Genomic DNA, 16,451 nt, shown 5'->3' with positions numbered 1-16,451 from the left:
AGCGCGTCGAACGTCAGGGGTTCGCAGCCCAGCGGACAGGTCACCGTCCGCTCAACTCTCGCCTCAAATACGCCAGCAATGGCGCCTTTGGCGCTTCAACCCGTCCCGATCGTTCAAGAAAGCGGGCGATCTTGCGCCGCAGGACCCGGCGGTCGACCCGCTCGCACAGGTACGGATGCTCTTCACCCAACCATGTGAGCACGTTATCCACCAGACAGTCCGTCGGGGCCTCGGCCATGGTTTCCAGCAACGCCACAGGCACTTCCCACCAGGGAAAAACCCGAGCCGGCCGCTGAATATTTCCCACAATCTCAAGGGACTGGCCGTTGATCAGGCAACGGCTGATGACCGGTAGCAGTTGCCCGGCATCCACCGCCGCAGATTGCAGGATCGGTTGCATAAAGCGCCCATCCCAAAAACGCAGGAAAACCGGCTTACCACCGGGCAACAGCACCTGTGTCAGCCCACGCAAATGCTCGGCAAGGGTTTCCTGGCTGGCACACGACACTGCCAACCACCCCCAATCGAGCGAGTCGGTGGCCGCTGCCCAGTCAAGAAATTCGCTACCGGCGCTGACAAGCCCCACATAGGGCATGACCGATTCCCACTCGGCGTAAGGCGTCTCGGCCCAGATTGGCGTGGGCGCCAAGATCATCGAGCGCCGCCAGGCCGACAACGCCCCGGCGCTGCTGGTGCTGCCGAAAATCGCGAAAAGTTGCTCGGACGCTTGCAAAGGCTGGCCTTCAAGCCAGGCCAGGGGCGTTTGATGGCTGCTCATGGGCGCCCTCGGACATCGACAGGTGGATAAGCGACCGGGGGCGCCGCACAGATGCCGTTTCTGCAACGCTCGCACTCTTCGCAGAACGGCGCCGCGCCTTGGAAGCTGAGGATCTGTGCCAGGGAAAGCCGAGGGGCGGCCGCAGGGACCTGCGTTCCGGCCCTCTCGGGTGAGCCGGCTGCCGCACTCATCACTGCCATCGGCGCCCCACCCACCTCGATCGGCACACTGCTGAAAATCCCGCCTGCACCGATGTTGATCCAATGGCCGCCGGCCTGGAGGGTGACACTGGCGCCACCTTCCAAGACCATTTGCTGGCCGGCGCTGACATGAAACTGCTGGCTGGCGCTGAGGACATGGCTGCTCACGCGGATATGCCGCTCACCACTCACCAGCAGGTGATCGTCCTGTCGGACTTCAGCCTGGCGCCGACCGTGGGTAATACGCTGTTCGTCGGCCTTGAGCTCATGCCGCGCCGTGCCGGTGACAACGATGCTACGCTCGTGATCGACCTGCACCCGCTGGTCATGCAGCACGTGTTGAGTCCAGTTTCGCTGGGCCCGCAGGTAGATTTCCTCGGCGCCCTTGCGATCCTCGATGCGCAACTCGTTGAAGCCTCCCCCGCCGGGACTGCTCTGGCTACGCCAGATACTGCGGGTCTTGTCCGCCGGCAGGTCCAGCGGCACCGGATTGGCACCATTAGGCAAGCACCCCACCACCCATGGCTTGTCCACGTCACCGTCAATGAACCCCACCAGGACTTCCATGCCGACCCGGGGAATCATCACCGCACCATAGTGATCATGGGCCCAACCGGAGGCCACGCGCAGCCAGCAGCTGGAATGCTCGTCGCGCTGGCCGTCACGATCCCAGGCCAGTTGCACCTTGACCCGTCCGAATTCATCGCAATGAATCTCGCTGCCGTCCGGCCCGGTCACCACCGCTGATTGATAACCCTGGGCACGGGGCTTTTCGTGGTGCAGGGGAGGCCGGAAGAACACGTCCCACGGCGTGGCGAGAAAGGTATTTTTGTAGCCCTGGAATTCATCCGGCCCGGCAGCGGCGGTTTCTTCCAGTACCTGCGGTTGGCGGCCATGATGGTCGATGCGCGTCAACAGCCAGAGATCGTTCCACGGTTCCCGGGGATGGGCCTCGATGCGCATGAAATGTCCGCTGACGAAGGCGCTATCATCGCTGCGGCCCTCCGCAACGCGATGATCGGCGCCATGGCGCTCAAGGGCGCGCCGGGTCAGATGCTTGCCATCGTCACGGTTGCAGAACCCACCCGGATAGCGATAGTCCTCGAGCACCGGCAACTGCCGGTTGTCGAGCTGGGTTTGCAATAACAGACCGGGCTTGCGGAAGTCGTAGTCGCGCAACGTCACGGCAGTGGTACAGGTCTGGAGCCGCACCGCCAGACGGCTGATGACCGGCTCGTCGGCAGCCATGCCGCTGCCTGGCAGATACTGGGTCGACTCGGGCAGGCGAGGGAACACGGTCTGGTCGTCACCGAACACCAGCAGATGACCGTCAGGCCGATGCCGGAAATGGTAGTGGATACCGACTTCGGCGCAAATCCGCTCGATGAATGCCAGGTCGCTTTCGCCGTACTGCACACAGTATTCACGCTCGGGATACTGCCCACCTAGAGTGAACTGGCAGGCACCCGCCAGGATCCCGTGCTCTTTCAACACCCGGGCGACGATGTCGGGCACGCTCAAGTGCTGGAAGATCCGCTGGTTGATGCGATGGCGCAGATAGGCCAGACGTGGCACCAGGCTGATCTGATAGCGGGTCAGGCGCTTGCCCGAATCACCTTGGGCGACGCTATAGACCTGACCGTGTATGCCCCCGTCCCGGCCATCGAAGCCCAGGAATGCCTGGCGATGCAGAAGCTCTTCCAGTGCCAGGTCGGGGCGCTCACTGACCAGTTCCAGGTCAAAGCGATAGGGCTGGCTGATAGCTTCCTGGCCCTTGAACTCAAGCACTTTGAGTTCATGCGGCTCGCTGTCGAGGGTCAGCGTGAAACGCGGTGGGTTAGCCGGCGGGAACATCCGATGTGCCTCAGCAAAATAGAGGCGGGCGATTCTGCATGAGCAACAGGGGACGTGTATTGGCGGCCAGGAAAAACAGATTTCCCCTACATGCAAGAAGCTAAAAGCTGCAAAGCGTGATGCATTTTCCGATGGACATTCGCGACTTCGCGATCAACTGCAACTGTCCTACAAATGAATCAGCAGATTCTTGCAAGGTGGCCGCTCTCTGGGCCGTGATGGGCGTGATAACGTGCCCTGGTCGCAAAAAAGCAAAGGACGCATGGCATGACGACCCGCTACGCAAAAATCGCAATGACCCTGGCGCTCGCCGCATTCGCCTTCCTGACCGTGTTCAACAACCTCACGGACTACCGCTCCAACTTCAATTTCGTCCAACACGTGCTGAGCATGGACACCACCTTCCCCGACAATGCCGCCCGCTATCGCGCCATCGAGAGACCCTGGATGTGGCACGGCGCCTATTGGCTGATCATCCTCGGCGAAGCACTGACGGCGGGGCTGCTGGGCTACGGCGCAGTGAAACTGTGGCAGGCACGCCAGGCCGAGGCCGAGGTGTTCAGCCGCGCCAAACGATGGACCGTGGCCGGTTTGACGGCGGGTTTCTTCGTCTGGTTCTTTGGTTTCATGGTGGTCGGCGGCGAATGGTTCCTGATGTGGCAATCAGAAATCTGGAATGGCCAGGACGCTGCGTTCAGGTTCTACATGGCGATCCTGGGCGTGTTGATTTTTCTCAACCAGCCTGATGCCGAGATGAAGTGATATCCGTGGCGAGGGAGCTTGCTCCCGCTGGACTGCGCCCTGTAGGAGCTGCCGAAGGCTGCGATCTTTTGATCTTTTGATCTTTCGCTTGAGACTCAAGCGTATGGGGAAAGATCGCAGCCTCGTTGCACTCGACAGCTCCTACACAGCTCCTACACAGCGCTTATGGCCAGCGGGAGCAAGCTCCCCTGCCACATTGGATCACCTGCGGGCCCAAGGCCGCGCTGAGGGTCTTACTGGTTCAGGCGGAAATCTTTCTCGGCCGCTTCGAAGCGCTGCACCATACCGGCGGTAGGCGAGCCCATCTTGCTGACGAAGAAGATAGCCAGGCTGGCGAAGATGAAGCCCGGGATGATTTCGTACAGGCCCAGCAGCTCGAAGTGCTTCCAGACGATGACAGTGATCGCACCCACCAGGATGCCGGCCAGCGCACCGTTGCGGGTCATGCCTTTCCAGATCACCGAGATCAGTACAACCGGGCCGAAGGCGGCACCGAAGCCGGCCCAGGCGTAGCTCACCAGACCCAGTACGCGGTTTTCCGGGTTGGCGGCCAGGGCAATGGCGACCAAGGCCACCAGCAGCACCATGGCGCGACCGACCCAGACCAGTTCCAGCTGGGAAGCGCTCTTGCGCAGGAAGGTCTTGTAGAAGTCTTCGGTCAGGGCACTGGAGCACACCAGCAACTGGCAGCTCAGGGTACTCATCACCGCCGCCAGGATGGCCGACAGCAACACGCCGGCAACCCAAGGGTTGAACAGCAGCTTCGCCAGCTCGATGAACACGCGCTCAGGGTTTTCGGTCACTGGACCGGCCACCTCAGGGTGCGCCGAGAAGTAAGCGATACCGAAGAAGCCCACGGCCACGGTGCCGCCCAGGCACAGGATCATCCAGGTCATGGAAATGCGACGTGCCTTGGCGATCGACTTGACCGAATCCGCCGCCATGAAGCGCGCCAGGATGTGCGGTTGGCCGAAGTAGCCCAGGCCCCAGCCCATCAGCGAGATGATGCCGATGAAGGTGGTGTTTTTCAGCATGTCGAAGGACGACGGGTCTTTCGCTTCGATGGCCAGGAACGTGGTGTCCACACCGCCGGTCGCCAGCAGCACGATGATCGGCGTGAGGATCAATGCGAAGATCATCAGGGTGGCTTGTACGGTATCGGTCCAGCTCACGGCCAGGAAACCACCGACGAAGGTGTAGGCGATGGTCGCGGCAGCACCGGCCCACAGCGCGGTCTCGTAGGACATGCCGAAGGTGCTTTCGAACAGACGGGCACCGGCGACGATGCCGGAAGCGCAGTAAATGGTGAAGAACACCAGGATCACTACCGCAGAGATGATCCGCAGCAGGCCGCTCTTGTCTTCAAAACGACTGGAGAAGTAATCCGGCAGCGTCAGGGCGTCACCGTTGTGTTCGGTCTGCACCCGCAGGCGACCGGCCACGAACAGCCAGTTCAGGTAGGCACCGATGACCAGGCCGATGGCGATCCAGCTTTCCGACAGGCCGGACATGTAGATGGCCCCCGGCAACCCCATCAACAACCAGCCGCTCATGTCGGAAGCACCGGCGGACAATGCCGTGACCACGCTGCCGAGGCTGCGACCGCCCAGGATGTAATCGGAAAGGTTATTGGTGGAGCGGTAAGCCATCAGACCGATCAGGACCATGGCTGCGATGTAGATCACGAAAGTGATCAAGGTAGGATTACTAACACTCATGAGTTACGCCCTGGCTTTGTTTTTATGGTGCGGTGGCAGTTGAAAGCGTCGACAACACAGACGTTGTAGACGATTTGCAGACCCGCGATTTTTATGACCGATGTTTCCCCAGGAAAGCCATCAGCCGATGCCCCTCGGCTTGGAACCGGTTGCACCTTGGCCGCGAATGCTATTCAACAAATCAAATAAGGTGCAACCAGTTTCGCTCGAATAAGTTGCACCTGATCGGTTTTGTCGCCAAAACGCTGTTTTTTGCTCCCTTTTAGTGCAGTCAACGACGCGTTGCTAGAAGTCAAAGCACTAAGGCGGTGCAGGATTGGCGGGGCCGCGCTGGCTTCCGGATGAGCTGTCGGTCGTTTCAAGAAAAAAAGGGTTGCACCCGGTTGCACCTCAATCAGCGCACAGCTAATCTTGCGGCCAGCTGATGCCACGCCATACGTGGTAAACATGAGGATAAAAATATGGCTACCACCACCCTTGGGGTCAAACTCGACGACCCGACCCGCGAACGCCTGAAGGCGGCCGCAACCTCGATTGATCGCACGCCACACTGGCTGATCAAGCAGGCAATTTTCAATTACCTGGAAAAACTCGAGGGTGGTGCAACCCTGACCGAGCTGAACGGTTCCCCTCGTGCCGACAGCGATGATGCTGGCGACGTGCAGGTCGACCACGCTCACCAATGTTTCCTCGAATTTGCCGAGAGCATCCTGCCGCAATCAGTCCTGCGCGCTTCTATTACTGCCGCTTACCGTCGCCCTGAGCCGGAAGTGGTGCCGATGCTGATCGAGCAGGCCCGCCTGCCGGCGCAAATGGCCGAAGCCACCAACAAGCTGGCCGCTTCGATTGCTGAAAAACTGCGCAACCAGAAAAGTGCCGGCGGCCGCGCCGGTATCGTTCAGGGCCTGTTGCAGGAATTTTCCCTGTCGTCCCAGGAAGGCGTGGCGCTGATGTGCCTGGCCGAGGCGCTGCTGCGCATCCCGGACAAAGGCACCCGTGACGCGCTGATCCGCGACAAGATCAGCACCGGCAACTGGCAGCCCCACCTGGGCAACAGCCCATCGCTGTTCGTCAACGCCGCCACCTGGGGCCTGCTGCTGACCGGCAAGCTGGTCGCCACTCATAACGAAGCAGGCCTGACCTCTTCCCTGAGCCGCATCATCGGCAAGAGCGGCGAGCCGATGATCCGCAAGGGCGTCGACATGGCCATGCGCCTGATGGGCGAACAGTTCGTCACCGGCGAAACCATTGCCGAAGCCCTGGCCAACGCCAGCAAGTTCGAAGCCAAGGGTTTCCGTTATTCCTACGACATGCTGGGTGAAGCCGCACTCACCGAACATGACGCCCAGAAGTACCTGGCCTCGTATGAACAAGCCATTCACTCGATCGGCAAAGCGTCCCATGGCCGTGGGATTTATGAAGGCCCGGGCATTTCCATCAAGCTCTCGGCCCTGCACCCGCGCTACAGCCGCGCCCAGTACGAGCGCGTCATGGAAGAGCTGTACCCGCGCCTGCTGTCGCTGACCCTGCTGGCCAAGCAGTACGACATCGGCCTGAACATCGATGCCGAGGAAGCCGACCGCCTCGAACTGTCCCTGGACCTGCTGGAGCGCCTGTGCTTCGAGCCGCAACTGACCGGCTGGAACGGCATCGGTTTCGTGATCCAGGCGTACCAGAAGCGTTGCCCGTATGTGATCGACTACGTCATCGACCTCGCCCGTCGCAGCCGCCACCGCCTGATGATTCGCCTGGTAAAAGGCGCGTACTGGGACAGCGAGATCAAGCGCGCCCAGGTCGAAGGCCTGGAAGGTTATCCGGTCTACACCCGCAAGGTGTACACCGACGTTTCCTACATCGCTTGCGCCCGCAAGCTGCTGTCGGTGCCGGAAGTCATCTACCCGCAATTCGCCACGCACAACGCCCATACCCTGTCGGCTATTTATCACATCGCCGGTCAGAACTATTACCCGGGCCAGTACGAATTCCAGTGCCTGCACGGCATGGGTGAACCGCTGTACGAACAGGTTGTCGGCAAGGTTTCCGAAGGCAAGCTGAACCGTCCGTGCCGTGTGTACGCCCCGGTCGGCACCCATGAAACACTGCTGGCCTACCTCGTACGCCGCTTGCTGGAAAACGGCGCGAACACTTCGTTCGTCAACCGCATCGCCGACCAATCGATTTCCATCCAGGAACTGGTCGCCGATCCAGTGGCCAGCATCGAGCAGATGGCAACCCTGGAAGGCGGTTTCGGCCTGCCGCACCCGCGCATCCCATTGCCGCGCGACCTGTACGGCAGCGACCGCGCCAACTCCAGCGGCATCGACCTGGCCAACGAACATCGCCTCGCGTCGCTGTCCTGCGCCCTGCTGGCGACCGCCCATAACGACTGGAAAGCCGTACCGATGCTCGGTTGCGCCGCCAGCGAAGAAACCCCGGCAGCGGTGCTGAACCCGTCCGATCACCGCGACGTGGTCGGCCATGTGCAGGAGGCCACGGTCGCCGACGTCGACAACGCTATCCAATGCGCCCTCAACGCCGCACCGATCTGGCAGGCCACGCCACCGGCCGAGCGCGCCGCGATCCTCGAGCGCGCCGCCGACCTGATGGAAGGCGAGATCCAGCCGTTGATGGGCCTGCTGGCCCGCGAAGCCGGCAAGACCTTCGCCAACGCCATCGCCGAAGTGCGTGAAGCCGTGGATTTCCTGCGCTACTACGCAGTGCAGGCGCGCAACGATTTCACCAACGACGCCCACCGCCCACTGGGCCCGGTGGTCTGCATCAGCCCGTGGAACTTCCCGCTGGCGATTTTCAGCGGCCAGGTCGCCGCCGCACTGGCCGCCGGCAACCCGGTACTGGCCAAGCCCGCCGAGCAGACGCCGTTGGTGGCAGCCCAGGCGGTGCGCCTGATGCTCGAAGCCGGTATTCCGGAAGGCGTCCTGCAACTGCTGCCGGGTCGCGGCGAAACCGTCGGCGCCCGCCTGGTGGGTGACGAGCGGGTCAAAGGCGTGATGTTCACCGGATCCACCGAAGTCGCCCGCCTGCTGCAACGCAACATCGCCGGTCGCCTGGACAACCAGGGCCGTCCGATCCCGCTGATCGCCGAGACCGGCGGCCAGAACGCCATGATCGTCGACTCCTCGGCGCTGACCGAACAAGTGGTCATCGATGTGGTGTCGTCGGCCTTCGACAGTGCTGGCCAGCGTTGCTCGGCCCTGCGGGTCCTGTGCCTGCAGGAAGATTCCGCCGACCGCGTCATCGAAATGCTCAAGGGTGCCATGGCCGAATCGCGCCTCGGCAATCCTGAGCGCCTGTCCGTGGACATCGGCCCGGTGATCGACGCCGAAGCCAAGGCCGGCATCGAGAAACACATCCAGGCCATGCGCGACAAAGGTCGCAGCGTGTACCAGATGGCAATCGCCGACAGTGACGAATGCAAGCGCGGCACCTTTGTGATGCCAACCTTGATCGAGCTGGAAAGCTTCGATGAACTGCAGCGCGAAATCTTTGGCCCGGTGCTGCACGTGGTGCGCTACAAGCGCAAGGAACTGGATCAGTTGATCAACCAGATCAACGCTTCCGGCTACGGCCTGACTTTGGGCGTGCACACGCGCATCGACGAGACCATCGCCAAGGTCATCGACAATGTGCATGCGGGCAACGTCTACGTGAACCGCAACATTGTCGGTGCCGTGGTCGGTGTGCAGCCGTTTGGTGGCGAAGGCCTGTCGGGCACCGGCCCCAAGGCGGGTGGTCCGCTGTACCTGTACCGCCTGTTGTCGACACGTCCTACCGATGCGATCCAACAATCCTTCGTTCGTGGCGATGCCCTGACTGCACCGGACCTGCGCCTGCGCGACGCCATGGGCAGACCGCTGGCGGCGCTGCAAGCCTGGGCCGACAGCCAGAAGCTCGCCGAACTGAGCGCCCTGTGCGTGCAGTTCGCCGCCCAGTCGCAAAGCGGTATCACCCGCCAGCTCACCGGCCCGACCGGCGAACGCAACAGCTACGCCATCCTGCCGCGTGAGCATGTGCTGTGCCTGGCCGACGTGGAAGGCGACCTGCTGACGCAACTGGCGGCCGTACTGGCCGTGGGTGGCTCGGCCGTGTGGCCGGAAACCGACACCAGCAAGGCCGTGTTCACACGCTTGCCGAAGGACATTCAGGCACGCATCCAGCGCGTGGCCGACTGGACCAAGGACGATGTGCTGTTCGACGCAGTCCTGCACCATGGCGATTCGGACCAACTGCGCGGCGTTTGCCAGCAAGTGGCCAAGCGCGCCGGCGCCATCGTCGGGGTCCATGGTTTGTCCCAAGGCGAAACCGGGGTGGCGCTGGAGCGCCTGGTGATCGAGCGCGCCTTGAGCGTCAACACCGCCGCGGCGGGTGGTAACGCCAGCCTGATGACGATCGGCTAAGCGAAACGTTAGCTGAGCATCTGCAACAGATGCTCAGCCCACCGACCCTGTGGGAGCAAGCTCGCTCCCACATTTTTGATTAGCGTCACCCTCGCTCCTCCATCACCCAAATCAATCATCCTGTTCAGCCTCCATTCCCACGCCTAGACTCGGCCCATTCCAAAAAAAGGTAGGCCGCCATGTCCGAGACGTTGCTCAGTTCCCGCAATCTGGCTTTCGAGCTGTATGAAGTCCTCGATGCCGAGGGCCTGACTCAGCGCGAGCGGTTTGCCGAGCATAATCGCGAAACCTTCGACGCAGCCCTCGGCACGGCCCGCAGCATCGCCGAGAAATTTTTCGCGCCCCACAACCGCAAGAACGATGAAAACGAACCACGCTACGAGAACGGCGAGGCGATCCTGATTCCCGAGGTGAAACCAGCGGTGGATGCCTTCCTCGAAGCAGGTTTCCTTAACGCTGCACGCAGCTTCGAAGCCGGTGGCATGCAGCTGCCGACGTTGTTGTCCCAGGCCTGTTTCGCCCATTTCCAGTCGGCCAATGCCGCGTCGACTTCTTACCCGTTCCTGACCATGGGTGCGGCGAACCTGATCGAAAGTTTTGGCAGCGACGAGCAGAAGCAGCGCTTTCTGCAACCGATGATCGACGGCCGTTTCTTCGGCACCATGGCCCTGACCGAGCCCCATGCGGGTTCTTCGTTGTCAGATATTCGTACACGCGCAGAGCCGGCGTCCGACGGCAGCTATCGACTCAAGGGCAACAAGATTTTCATCTCCGGCGGCGATCATCCGCTGTCGGAAAACATCGTGCACATGGTCCTGGCGAAATTGCCGGACGCCCCGCCGGGCGTGAAAGGCATTTCGCTGTTTATCGTGCCCAAGTTCCTGGTCAACGATGATGGCAGCCTTGGCCCGCGTAACGACGTGCTACTGGCCGGGCTGTTTCACAAGATGGGCTGGCGCGGCACCACCTCTACCGCGCTGAACTTCGGCGACAACGGCGAATGTGTCGGTTACCTCGTCGGCAAACCGCACCACGGCCTGAGCTACATGTTCCAGATGATGAACGAGGCGCGGATTGGCGTCGGCATGGGGGCGGTGATGCTGGGTTACGCCGGCTACCTGTATTCCCTCGAGTACGCCCGCGAACGCCCGCAGGGCCGGGTACCCGACAGCAAGGACCCGACCACCGCCCCCGTGGCGATCATCCAGCACGCCGACGTGCGGCGCATGCTGCTGACCCAAAAGGCCTACGTCGAGGGTTCGTTTGACCTGGGCCTGTACGCCGCCCGGCTCTTCGACGACACCACCACCCTCGAAAGCGAGGCCGAGCGTCGGCGCGCCCATGAGTTGCTGGACCTGCTGACCCCCATCGTCAAATCCTGGCCCTCGGAGTTCTGCCTGAAAGCCAACGAGCTGGCGATCCAGATTCTCGGCGGCCACGGCTACACCCGCGAATATCCGGTGGAGCAGTATTACCGCGACAACCGCTTGAACCCGATCCATGAAGGCACCCACGGTATCCAGTCCCTGGACTTGCTGGGGCGCAAGCTGGCGCAGAACGGCGGGGCCGGGCTCAAGCAGTTGATCCGCCTGGTGGCCGACACCACCGAACGGGCCCAGGCGCACCCATCACTGACGCCGTTGCGCCAGCCGCTGGAGGCGTTGGTGGCGCGCCTGCAAACCGTCACCCTCGGTTTGCTGACGGACCTGGCCCAGGGCAAGGTCAACAGCAGCCTCGCCAACTCGGCGCTGTACCTGAAGGTGTTCGGGCACATGGTGATCGGCTGGCGCTGGCTGGAACAGGCCATTCGTGCAGAGGAAGGCCTGGCCAAAGGGAATGCCGCGGACAGCGATTTCTATAAAGGCAAGCTGCAAGCGGCGCGCTACTTCCTGACCTGGGAAGTGCCGGGGTGTCACCATGAACTGGCGATTCTCGAGGCGCGCGATGATACGTGCCTGGGGATGCGGGATGAGTGGTTCTGATCGGGTCTTTTGGTGTGGCTGAGAGCCAATCGCGAGCAAGCTCGCTCCCACAGGGGCAGGCGTGAATACAGATTTTGTGTTCACCGATATCTACTGTGGGAGCGAGCCTGCTCGCGAAAGCAATGGACCAGGCAAATCAGTTACAACTGACACACCGCTTCGCGAGCAGGCTCGCTCCCACAACTGGATCGCCACCAATATCAGATCTAATAGAGGTCAAGCCTGCTGGATCGTCTTGGCAATCACTTCGACCGTGGCGCTGACTTGCTCTTGGTAACGGTCGAGTTCCGCTTGATGCTGCTTCTGCATTTCCATCTGTTGCGAACACAGGTTCATGGCCGCCAATACCAGCAGGCGATCACCGATCAGCGTCGGGTATTTCCTTTTCGTGTCGGCCAGTGCGGCCTTGAGCATCGAAGCGGCGTCCAACAGGACCTGTTCCTGCCCGGCCGGCGCTTTGATTGAATAGTCTTCTCCCAGGATCGAGATGACCGTCACCCCATCGGCGCCGTGCTTCATGCGCTGACAGGACCGGCGCTGGCGCGCTCGATCAGGGCCTGGATGCGGGCGGCGGTGGCGCCGTGCAGTTCTTCCTGTTCCATCAGGCTCAGTTGCAGGCTTTCGTTTTCATCCTTGGCCCTGGCAAGTTCCGCGCTCAGGGTTTCGTTCAGGCCGGTGAGGTGCAGGTTCTGTTGCACCAGGTCGTTGACCAGTTGCTCCAGTTGGCTGAGGGATGTTTCCAACATATTGATTTCCAGGCTTTTCCAAGGGGCGCGTACGATAAAGAAAAGTCACCGCCGATGCCACGCTTTACACAGGTGGCGGTGCTTCGCTCGCGAGCTGTAGAGACTGCGATTCAGGAATCTGGTTCCTACCCTTCGTCGCACAACGAGTGCGGCACTGCGACAAAAGCACGCACGGCACTCAAGACTTCAGTCGCAAGACCGATAATTCAGTGAAACCAGTCACAGCCCCGCACGGACGCGCTTCTTCACGGTAACTTCCATGTCCCTACGTAATATGAACATCGCGCCGCGGGCGTTCCTGGGGTTTGCCCTGATCGGCGCCCTGATGCTGGCCCTTGGGGTGTTTGCCCTGAGCCAGATGAGCAAGATTCGCGTGTCTGGCGACAACATCGCCCAGAACAGCGTGCCCAGTATCAAGGCCCTGAACGAGTTCACCCAACTCACTCTGCGTCTGCGGGTGTTGTCCTATCGCCTGCTGACCAACCGCGAAGCGGATACCCAGCAAAAAACCCTGGATCTGCTCGATCAACGCAATCAGCAGGTCCGAGCCGCACAGACGGCCTATGAAAAGCTCATCAGCGCTCCGGAAGAACGGGCCGCGTATGACCAATATGTGCAATTGCTCAATCAGTACCGCCAACTCGAAGAGCGGATGAAAACCCTGTCGCGCAACAATCAGGTCACTGAACTGCAGGCGCTGCTCAACACCGAGCTGATGAGCAATTCCGACGCCATCAACGCCGTGCTCGCTCGTTTGACGGACATCAACAACCAGCAAGCCGAGGCTTTCAATAAAGGCGCGGCGCAACAGTATTCGACGGCCTTCAACTGGGTGGTCACGCTTCTGGTCATCGCCACCGGCCTGACCCTGCTGTTCGCCTGGCTGCTGACCAACAGCATCACCAAGCCGATTGCCAACGCGCTGGAGGCCGCCGAAGAAATCGCCAAGGGCAACCTGACCCGGCCGATTACAGTGGATGGCAGCGACGAAGCCGGCCGTCTGCTGCGGGCAATGTCGACCATGCAGGACAAACTGCGCGACACCTTGCAGCGGATCTCCGGTTCCGCCACGCAACTGGCCTCCGCCGCTGAAGAACTCAACAGCGTCACCGACGAAAGCGCCCGTGGCCTGACCCAGCAGAACAACGAAATCGAGCAGGCCGCCACGGCGGTCAACGAAATGACCAGCGCCGTGGAAGAAGTCGCGCGCAACGCCGTCAGCACCTCGGAGGCGTCGAAACACGCCACCACGTCCGCTGGCGACGGCCGCGACCTGGTGCAGGAAACCGTCGGCGCCATCGAACGCATGAGTGCCGACGTACAAAGCACCGCCACGCTGATCGGCAACCTGGCCAATGAATCCCGCGATATCGGCAAGGTACTGGACGTGATCCGCGGCCTGGCCGACCAGACCAACCTGCTGGCCTTGAACGCCGCCATCGAAGCCGCCCGTGCCGGTGAAGCCGGTCGTGGCTTCGCGGTAGTAGCCGACGAAGTCCGCGCCCTGGCCCATCGCACCCAGCAGTCGACCAGCGAGATCGAGCGCATGATCGGCAGCATCCAGAGCGGCACCGAGCAAGCCGTGGATTCGATGCGCAACAGCACCGAACGCGCCGAGTCGACCCTGAACATCGCCCGCGGTGCCGGCATGTCCCTGGACACGATCAACAGCGCCATCGTCGAGATCAACGAACGCAACCTGGTGATCGCCAGCGCCGCCGAGGAACAGGCCCAGGTGGCCCGTGAAGTGGACCGCAACCTGGTGAACATCCGCGACCTGTCGGTGCAATCGGCCACCGGCGCCAACCAGACCAGCGCCGCCAGCGCCGAACTGTCGCGCCTGGCCGTGGACCTGAACAGCATGGTTGGGCGGTTCAGCCTTTAACCGCAAACCTATTGATCGCTCACAGTCCGTGAGCGATCAATGCTGTTGTGGCGAGGGAGTCCCGCTGGGCTCTGTAGGAGCTGGCGAAGCCTGCGATCTTTTGATCTTGATCTTTCGCTCGGGACTCAATTGGCGGTGGAAAGATCGCAGCCTCGTTGCACTCGACAGCTCCTACAGGGCCGAGCGGGAGCAAGCTCCCTCGCCACAAGGGCTACGCCCAAACCCCAATCCCAAACCTTTTTTGACAGTATCACATTTCAACAGGTTAGAATCGCTGGCACGCAGACTGCATGGTCAGTCTGTGCTCGCCCTTCAGTATTCCCGGAGTAACGCCTTTGACTGCAACGACCATCAACAGCCTGTTCTTGATCGGCGCGTTGCTGGTAGGTGCGAGCATCCTGGTGAGTTCTCTTTCGTCCCGCCTGGGCATCCCGATCCTGGTGATCATCCTGGCCGTGGGCATGGTGGCCGGTGTCGACGGCGCCGGTATTCTTTTCGACAACTACGCCACGGCCTACCTGGTCGGCAACCTCGCCTTGGCCGTGATCCTGCTGGACGGCGGCTTGCGCACGCGGGTATCGAGCTTTCGCGTGGCGTTGTGGCCGGCGTTGTCGCTGGCCACGGTCGGGGTGTTGATCACCACCGGGCTGACCGGCCTGGCGGCGGCGTGGCTGTTCAACCTGAACCTGATCCAAGGCCTGCTGATCGGTGCCATCGTCGGCTCCACCGACGCCGCGGCGGTGTTCTCGCTGCTGGGCGGCAAAGGCCTGAACGAGCGGGTCAGCGCGACGCTGGAGATCGAGTCCGGCAGTAACGACCCCATGGCGGTGTTCCTCACCGTGACCCTGATCGGCATGCTCGCCAGTGGCGAAACCGGCCTGCATTGGAGCCTGCTGGGGCACCTGGTGCGTGAGTTCGGCATCGGCGCGGTGATCGGCCTGGGCGGTGGCTGGCTGATGCTGCAACTGGTCAATCGCATCAACCTGGCCAACGGCCTCTATCCAATCCTGGTCATCAGCGGCGGCCTGGCCGTATTCGCCCTGACCAACGCCCTGCACGGCAGTGGCTTCCTGGCGGTGTACCTGTGCGGCCTGGTGCTGGGCAACCGTCCGGTGCGCAGCCGCCACGGCATCCTGCACATGCTCGACGGCATGGCCTGGCTGGCGCAGATCGGCATGTTCCTGGTACTGGGCCTGCTGGTCACGCCCCACGACCTGTTGCCGATCGCCCTGCCGGCCCTGGGGCTGGCGTTGTGGATGATCCTGTTTGCCCGCCCACTGTCGGTCATGGTCGGCCTGTTGCCGTTCAAGGCGTTCCACGGTCGCGAAAAAGCCTTCATTTCCTGGGTCGGCCTGCGCGGCGCGGTGCCGATCATCCTGGCGGTGTTCCCGCTGATGGCCGGCCTGCCCCATGCCCAGCTCTATTTCAACCTGGCGTTCTTTATCGTGCTGGTCTCGCTGCTGGTGCAGGGCACGAGCTTGCCGTGGGTCGCCAAGTTGCTGCATGTCACCGTCCCGCCCGAGCCGCTGCCGATTTCCCGGGCCGCCCTGGAAGTGCATGTCACCAGCGAGTGGGAGTTGTTCATCTATCGCCTGGGCAAGGAAAAATGGTGCATCGGCTCACCCCTGCGGGACCTGAAAATGCCCGATGGCACCCGCATCGCCGCCCTGTTTCGGGGCCAGCAACTGCTCCATCCGTCGGGTAGTACGGTGTTGGAAGTCGATGATTTGCTGTGTGTTATCGGCCATGAACACGATTTGCCGGCCCTTGGAAAACTGTTCAGCCAGGCGCCGCAACGGGGCCTGGATTTGCGCTTCTTCGGCGACTTCGTACTCGAAGGAGACGCCCAGCTGGCCGCGGTTGCCGCGCTGTACGGGTTGAAGCTGGACGGCATCGATCCGGACATGTCCCTGGGGCGTTTCATTGCCCAGAAAGTCGGCGGTGCGCCGGTGGTCGGTGACCAGGTGGATTGGAACAACACCCTGTGGACCGTCGCGGCCATGGACGGGAACAAGATCGGCAAAGTGGGCGTCAGATTCCCCGAAGGAAGTCGCCCGGGTCCCGGCTTGTTCCTCTAAACTGCTCCCACTCTCACTTGCTTGACCGGTCTC

Annotated in this window: 10 protein-coding genes and 1 pseudogene; 6 read left to right on the top strand and 5 right to left on the bottom strand. The window is 61.9% G+C overall.

Annotated features, from left to right (window positions below; all coding sequences use genetic code 11):
- Nucleotides 1-40 precede the first annotated feature (40 nt).
- Nucleotides 41-778, bottom strand: coding sequence for a DUF4123 domain-containing protein (locus tag AD659_RS01730; protein WP_053117782.1), 738 nt, complete (start codon nt 776-778; stop codon nt 41-43).
- Nucleotides 775-2,832: a type VI secretion system Vgr family protein gene (locus AD659_RS01725; protein ID WP_053117780.1), complete on the bottom strand. Its 2,058-nt coding sequence runs from the start codon at nt 2,830-2,832 to the stop codon at nt 775-777. The genes AD659_RS01730 and AD659_RS01725 overlap by 4 nt, the downstream gene beginning before the upstream one ends.
- A gap of 267 nt (nt 2,833-3,099) precedes the next feature.
- Between AD659_RS01725 and AD659_RS01720 the strand changes: the two genes are divergently transcribed.
- Nucleotides 3,100-3,594: a DUF2165 family protein gene (locus AD659_RS01720; protein ID WP_053117778.1), complete on the top strand. Its 495-nt coding sequence runs from the start codon at nt 3,100-3,102 to the stop codon at nt 3,592-3,594.
- Nucleotides 3,595-3,827: 233 nt separating this feature from the next.
- Here AD659_RS01720 and putP read toward each other — a convergent pair whose 3' ends face one another.
- Nucleotides 3,828-5,312, bottom strand: a complete 1,485-nt coding sequence (putP, locus tag AD659_RS01715; protein WP_053117777.1) for a sodium/proline symporter PutP — start codon at nt 5,310-5,312, stop codon at nt 3,828-3,830.
- 461 nt (nt 5,313-5,773) lie between these two features.
- Here putP and putA point away from each other — a divergent pair, with 461 nt between their 5' ends.
- Both putA and AD659_RS01705 read left to right on the top strand, forming a co-directional pair.
- Nucleotides 5,774-9,727, top strand: coding sequence for a trifunctional transcriptional regulator/proline dehydrogenase/L-glutamate gamma-semialdehyde dehydrogenase (putA, locus tag AD659_RS01710; RefSeq protein ID WP_053117775.1), 3,954 nt, complete (start codon nt 5,774-5,776; stop codon nt 9,725-9,727).
- A gap of 179 nt (nt 9,728-9,906) precedes the next feature.
- Entirely contained in the window at nt 9,907-11,709 is a 1,803-nt protein-coding gene (locus AD659_RS01705) for an acyl-CoA dehydrogenase (RefSeq protein WP_053117773.1), read from the top strand.
- 216 nt (nt 11,710-11,925) lie between these two features.
- Here the strand turns inward: AD659_RS01705 and AD659_RS01700 are convergent, their stop codons facing one another.
- A complete protein-coding gene (locus AD659_RS01700; RefSeq protein ID WP_053117771.1) occupies nt 11,926-12,228 on the bottom strand; it encodes a cell division protein ZapA in 303 nt (100 codons plus the stop codon).
- Entirely contained in the window at nt 12,225-12,455 is a 231-nt protein-coding gene (locus AD659_RS01695; RefSeq protein WP_053117769.1) for a hypothetical protein, read from the bottom strand. The genes AD659_RS01700 and AD659_RS01695 overlap by 4 nt, the downstream gene beginning before the upstream one ends.
- Nucleotides 12,456-12,714: 259 nt before the next feature.
- Here AD659_RS01695 and AD659_RS30420 point away from each other — a divergent pair.
- The 3 genes and pseudogenes from AD659_RS30420 to AD659_RS01685 all read left to right on the top strand — a co-directional run.
- A pseudogene (locus AD659_RS30420) lies at nt 12,715-13,437 on the top strand (MCP four helix bundle domain-containing protein); the annotation flags it as partial.
- Between the two features lie 30 nt (nt 13,438-13,467).
- Nucleotides 13,468-14,340, top strand: a complete 873-nt coding sequence (locus AD659_RS30415) for a methyl-accepting chemotaxis protein (protein ID WP_419242251.1) — start codon at nt 13,468-13,470, stop codon at nt 14,338-14,340.
- Between the two features lie 335 nt (nt 14,341-14,675).
- Nucleotides 14,676-16,418, top strand: a complete 1,743-nt coding sequence (locus AD659_RS01685; protein ID WP_024617971.1) for a potassium/proton antiporter — start codon at nt 14,676-14,678, stop codon at nt 16,416-16,418.
- The last annotated feature ends 33 nt before the right edge of the window (nt 16,419-16,451 follow it).

Origin of the sequence: Pseudomonas thivervalensis, from assembly GCF_001269655.1 — a bacterium.
In the GTDB taxonomy this organism is placed as follows: domain Bacteria; phylum Pseudomonadota; class Gammaproteobacteria; order Pseudomonadales; family Pseudomonadaceae; genus Aquipseudomonas; species Aquipseudomonas thivervalensis.
This window is presented reverse-complemented; position numbering and strand designations above follow the sequence as displayed.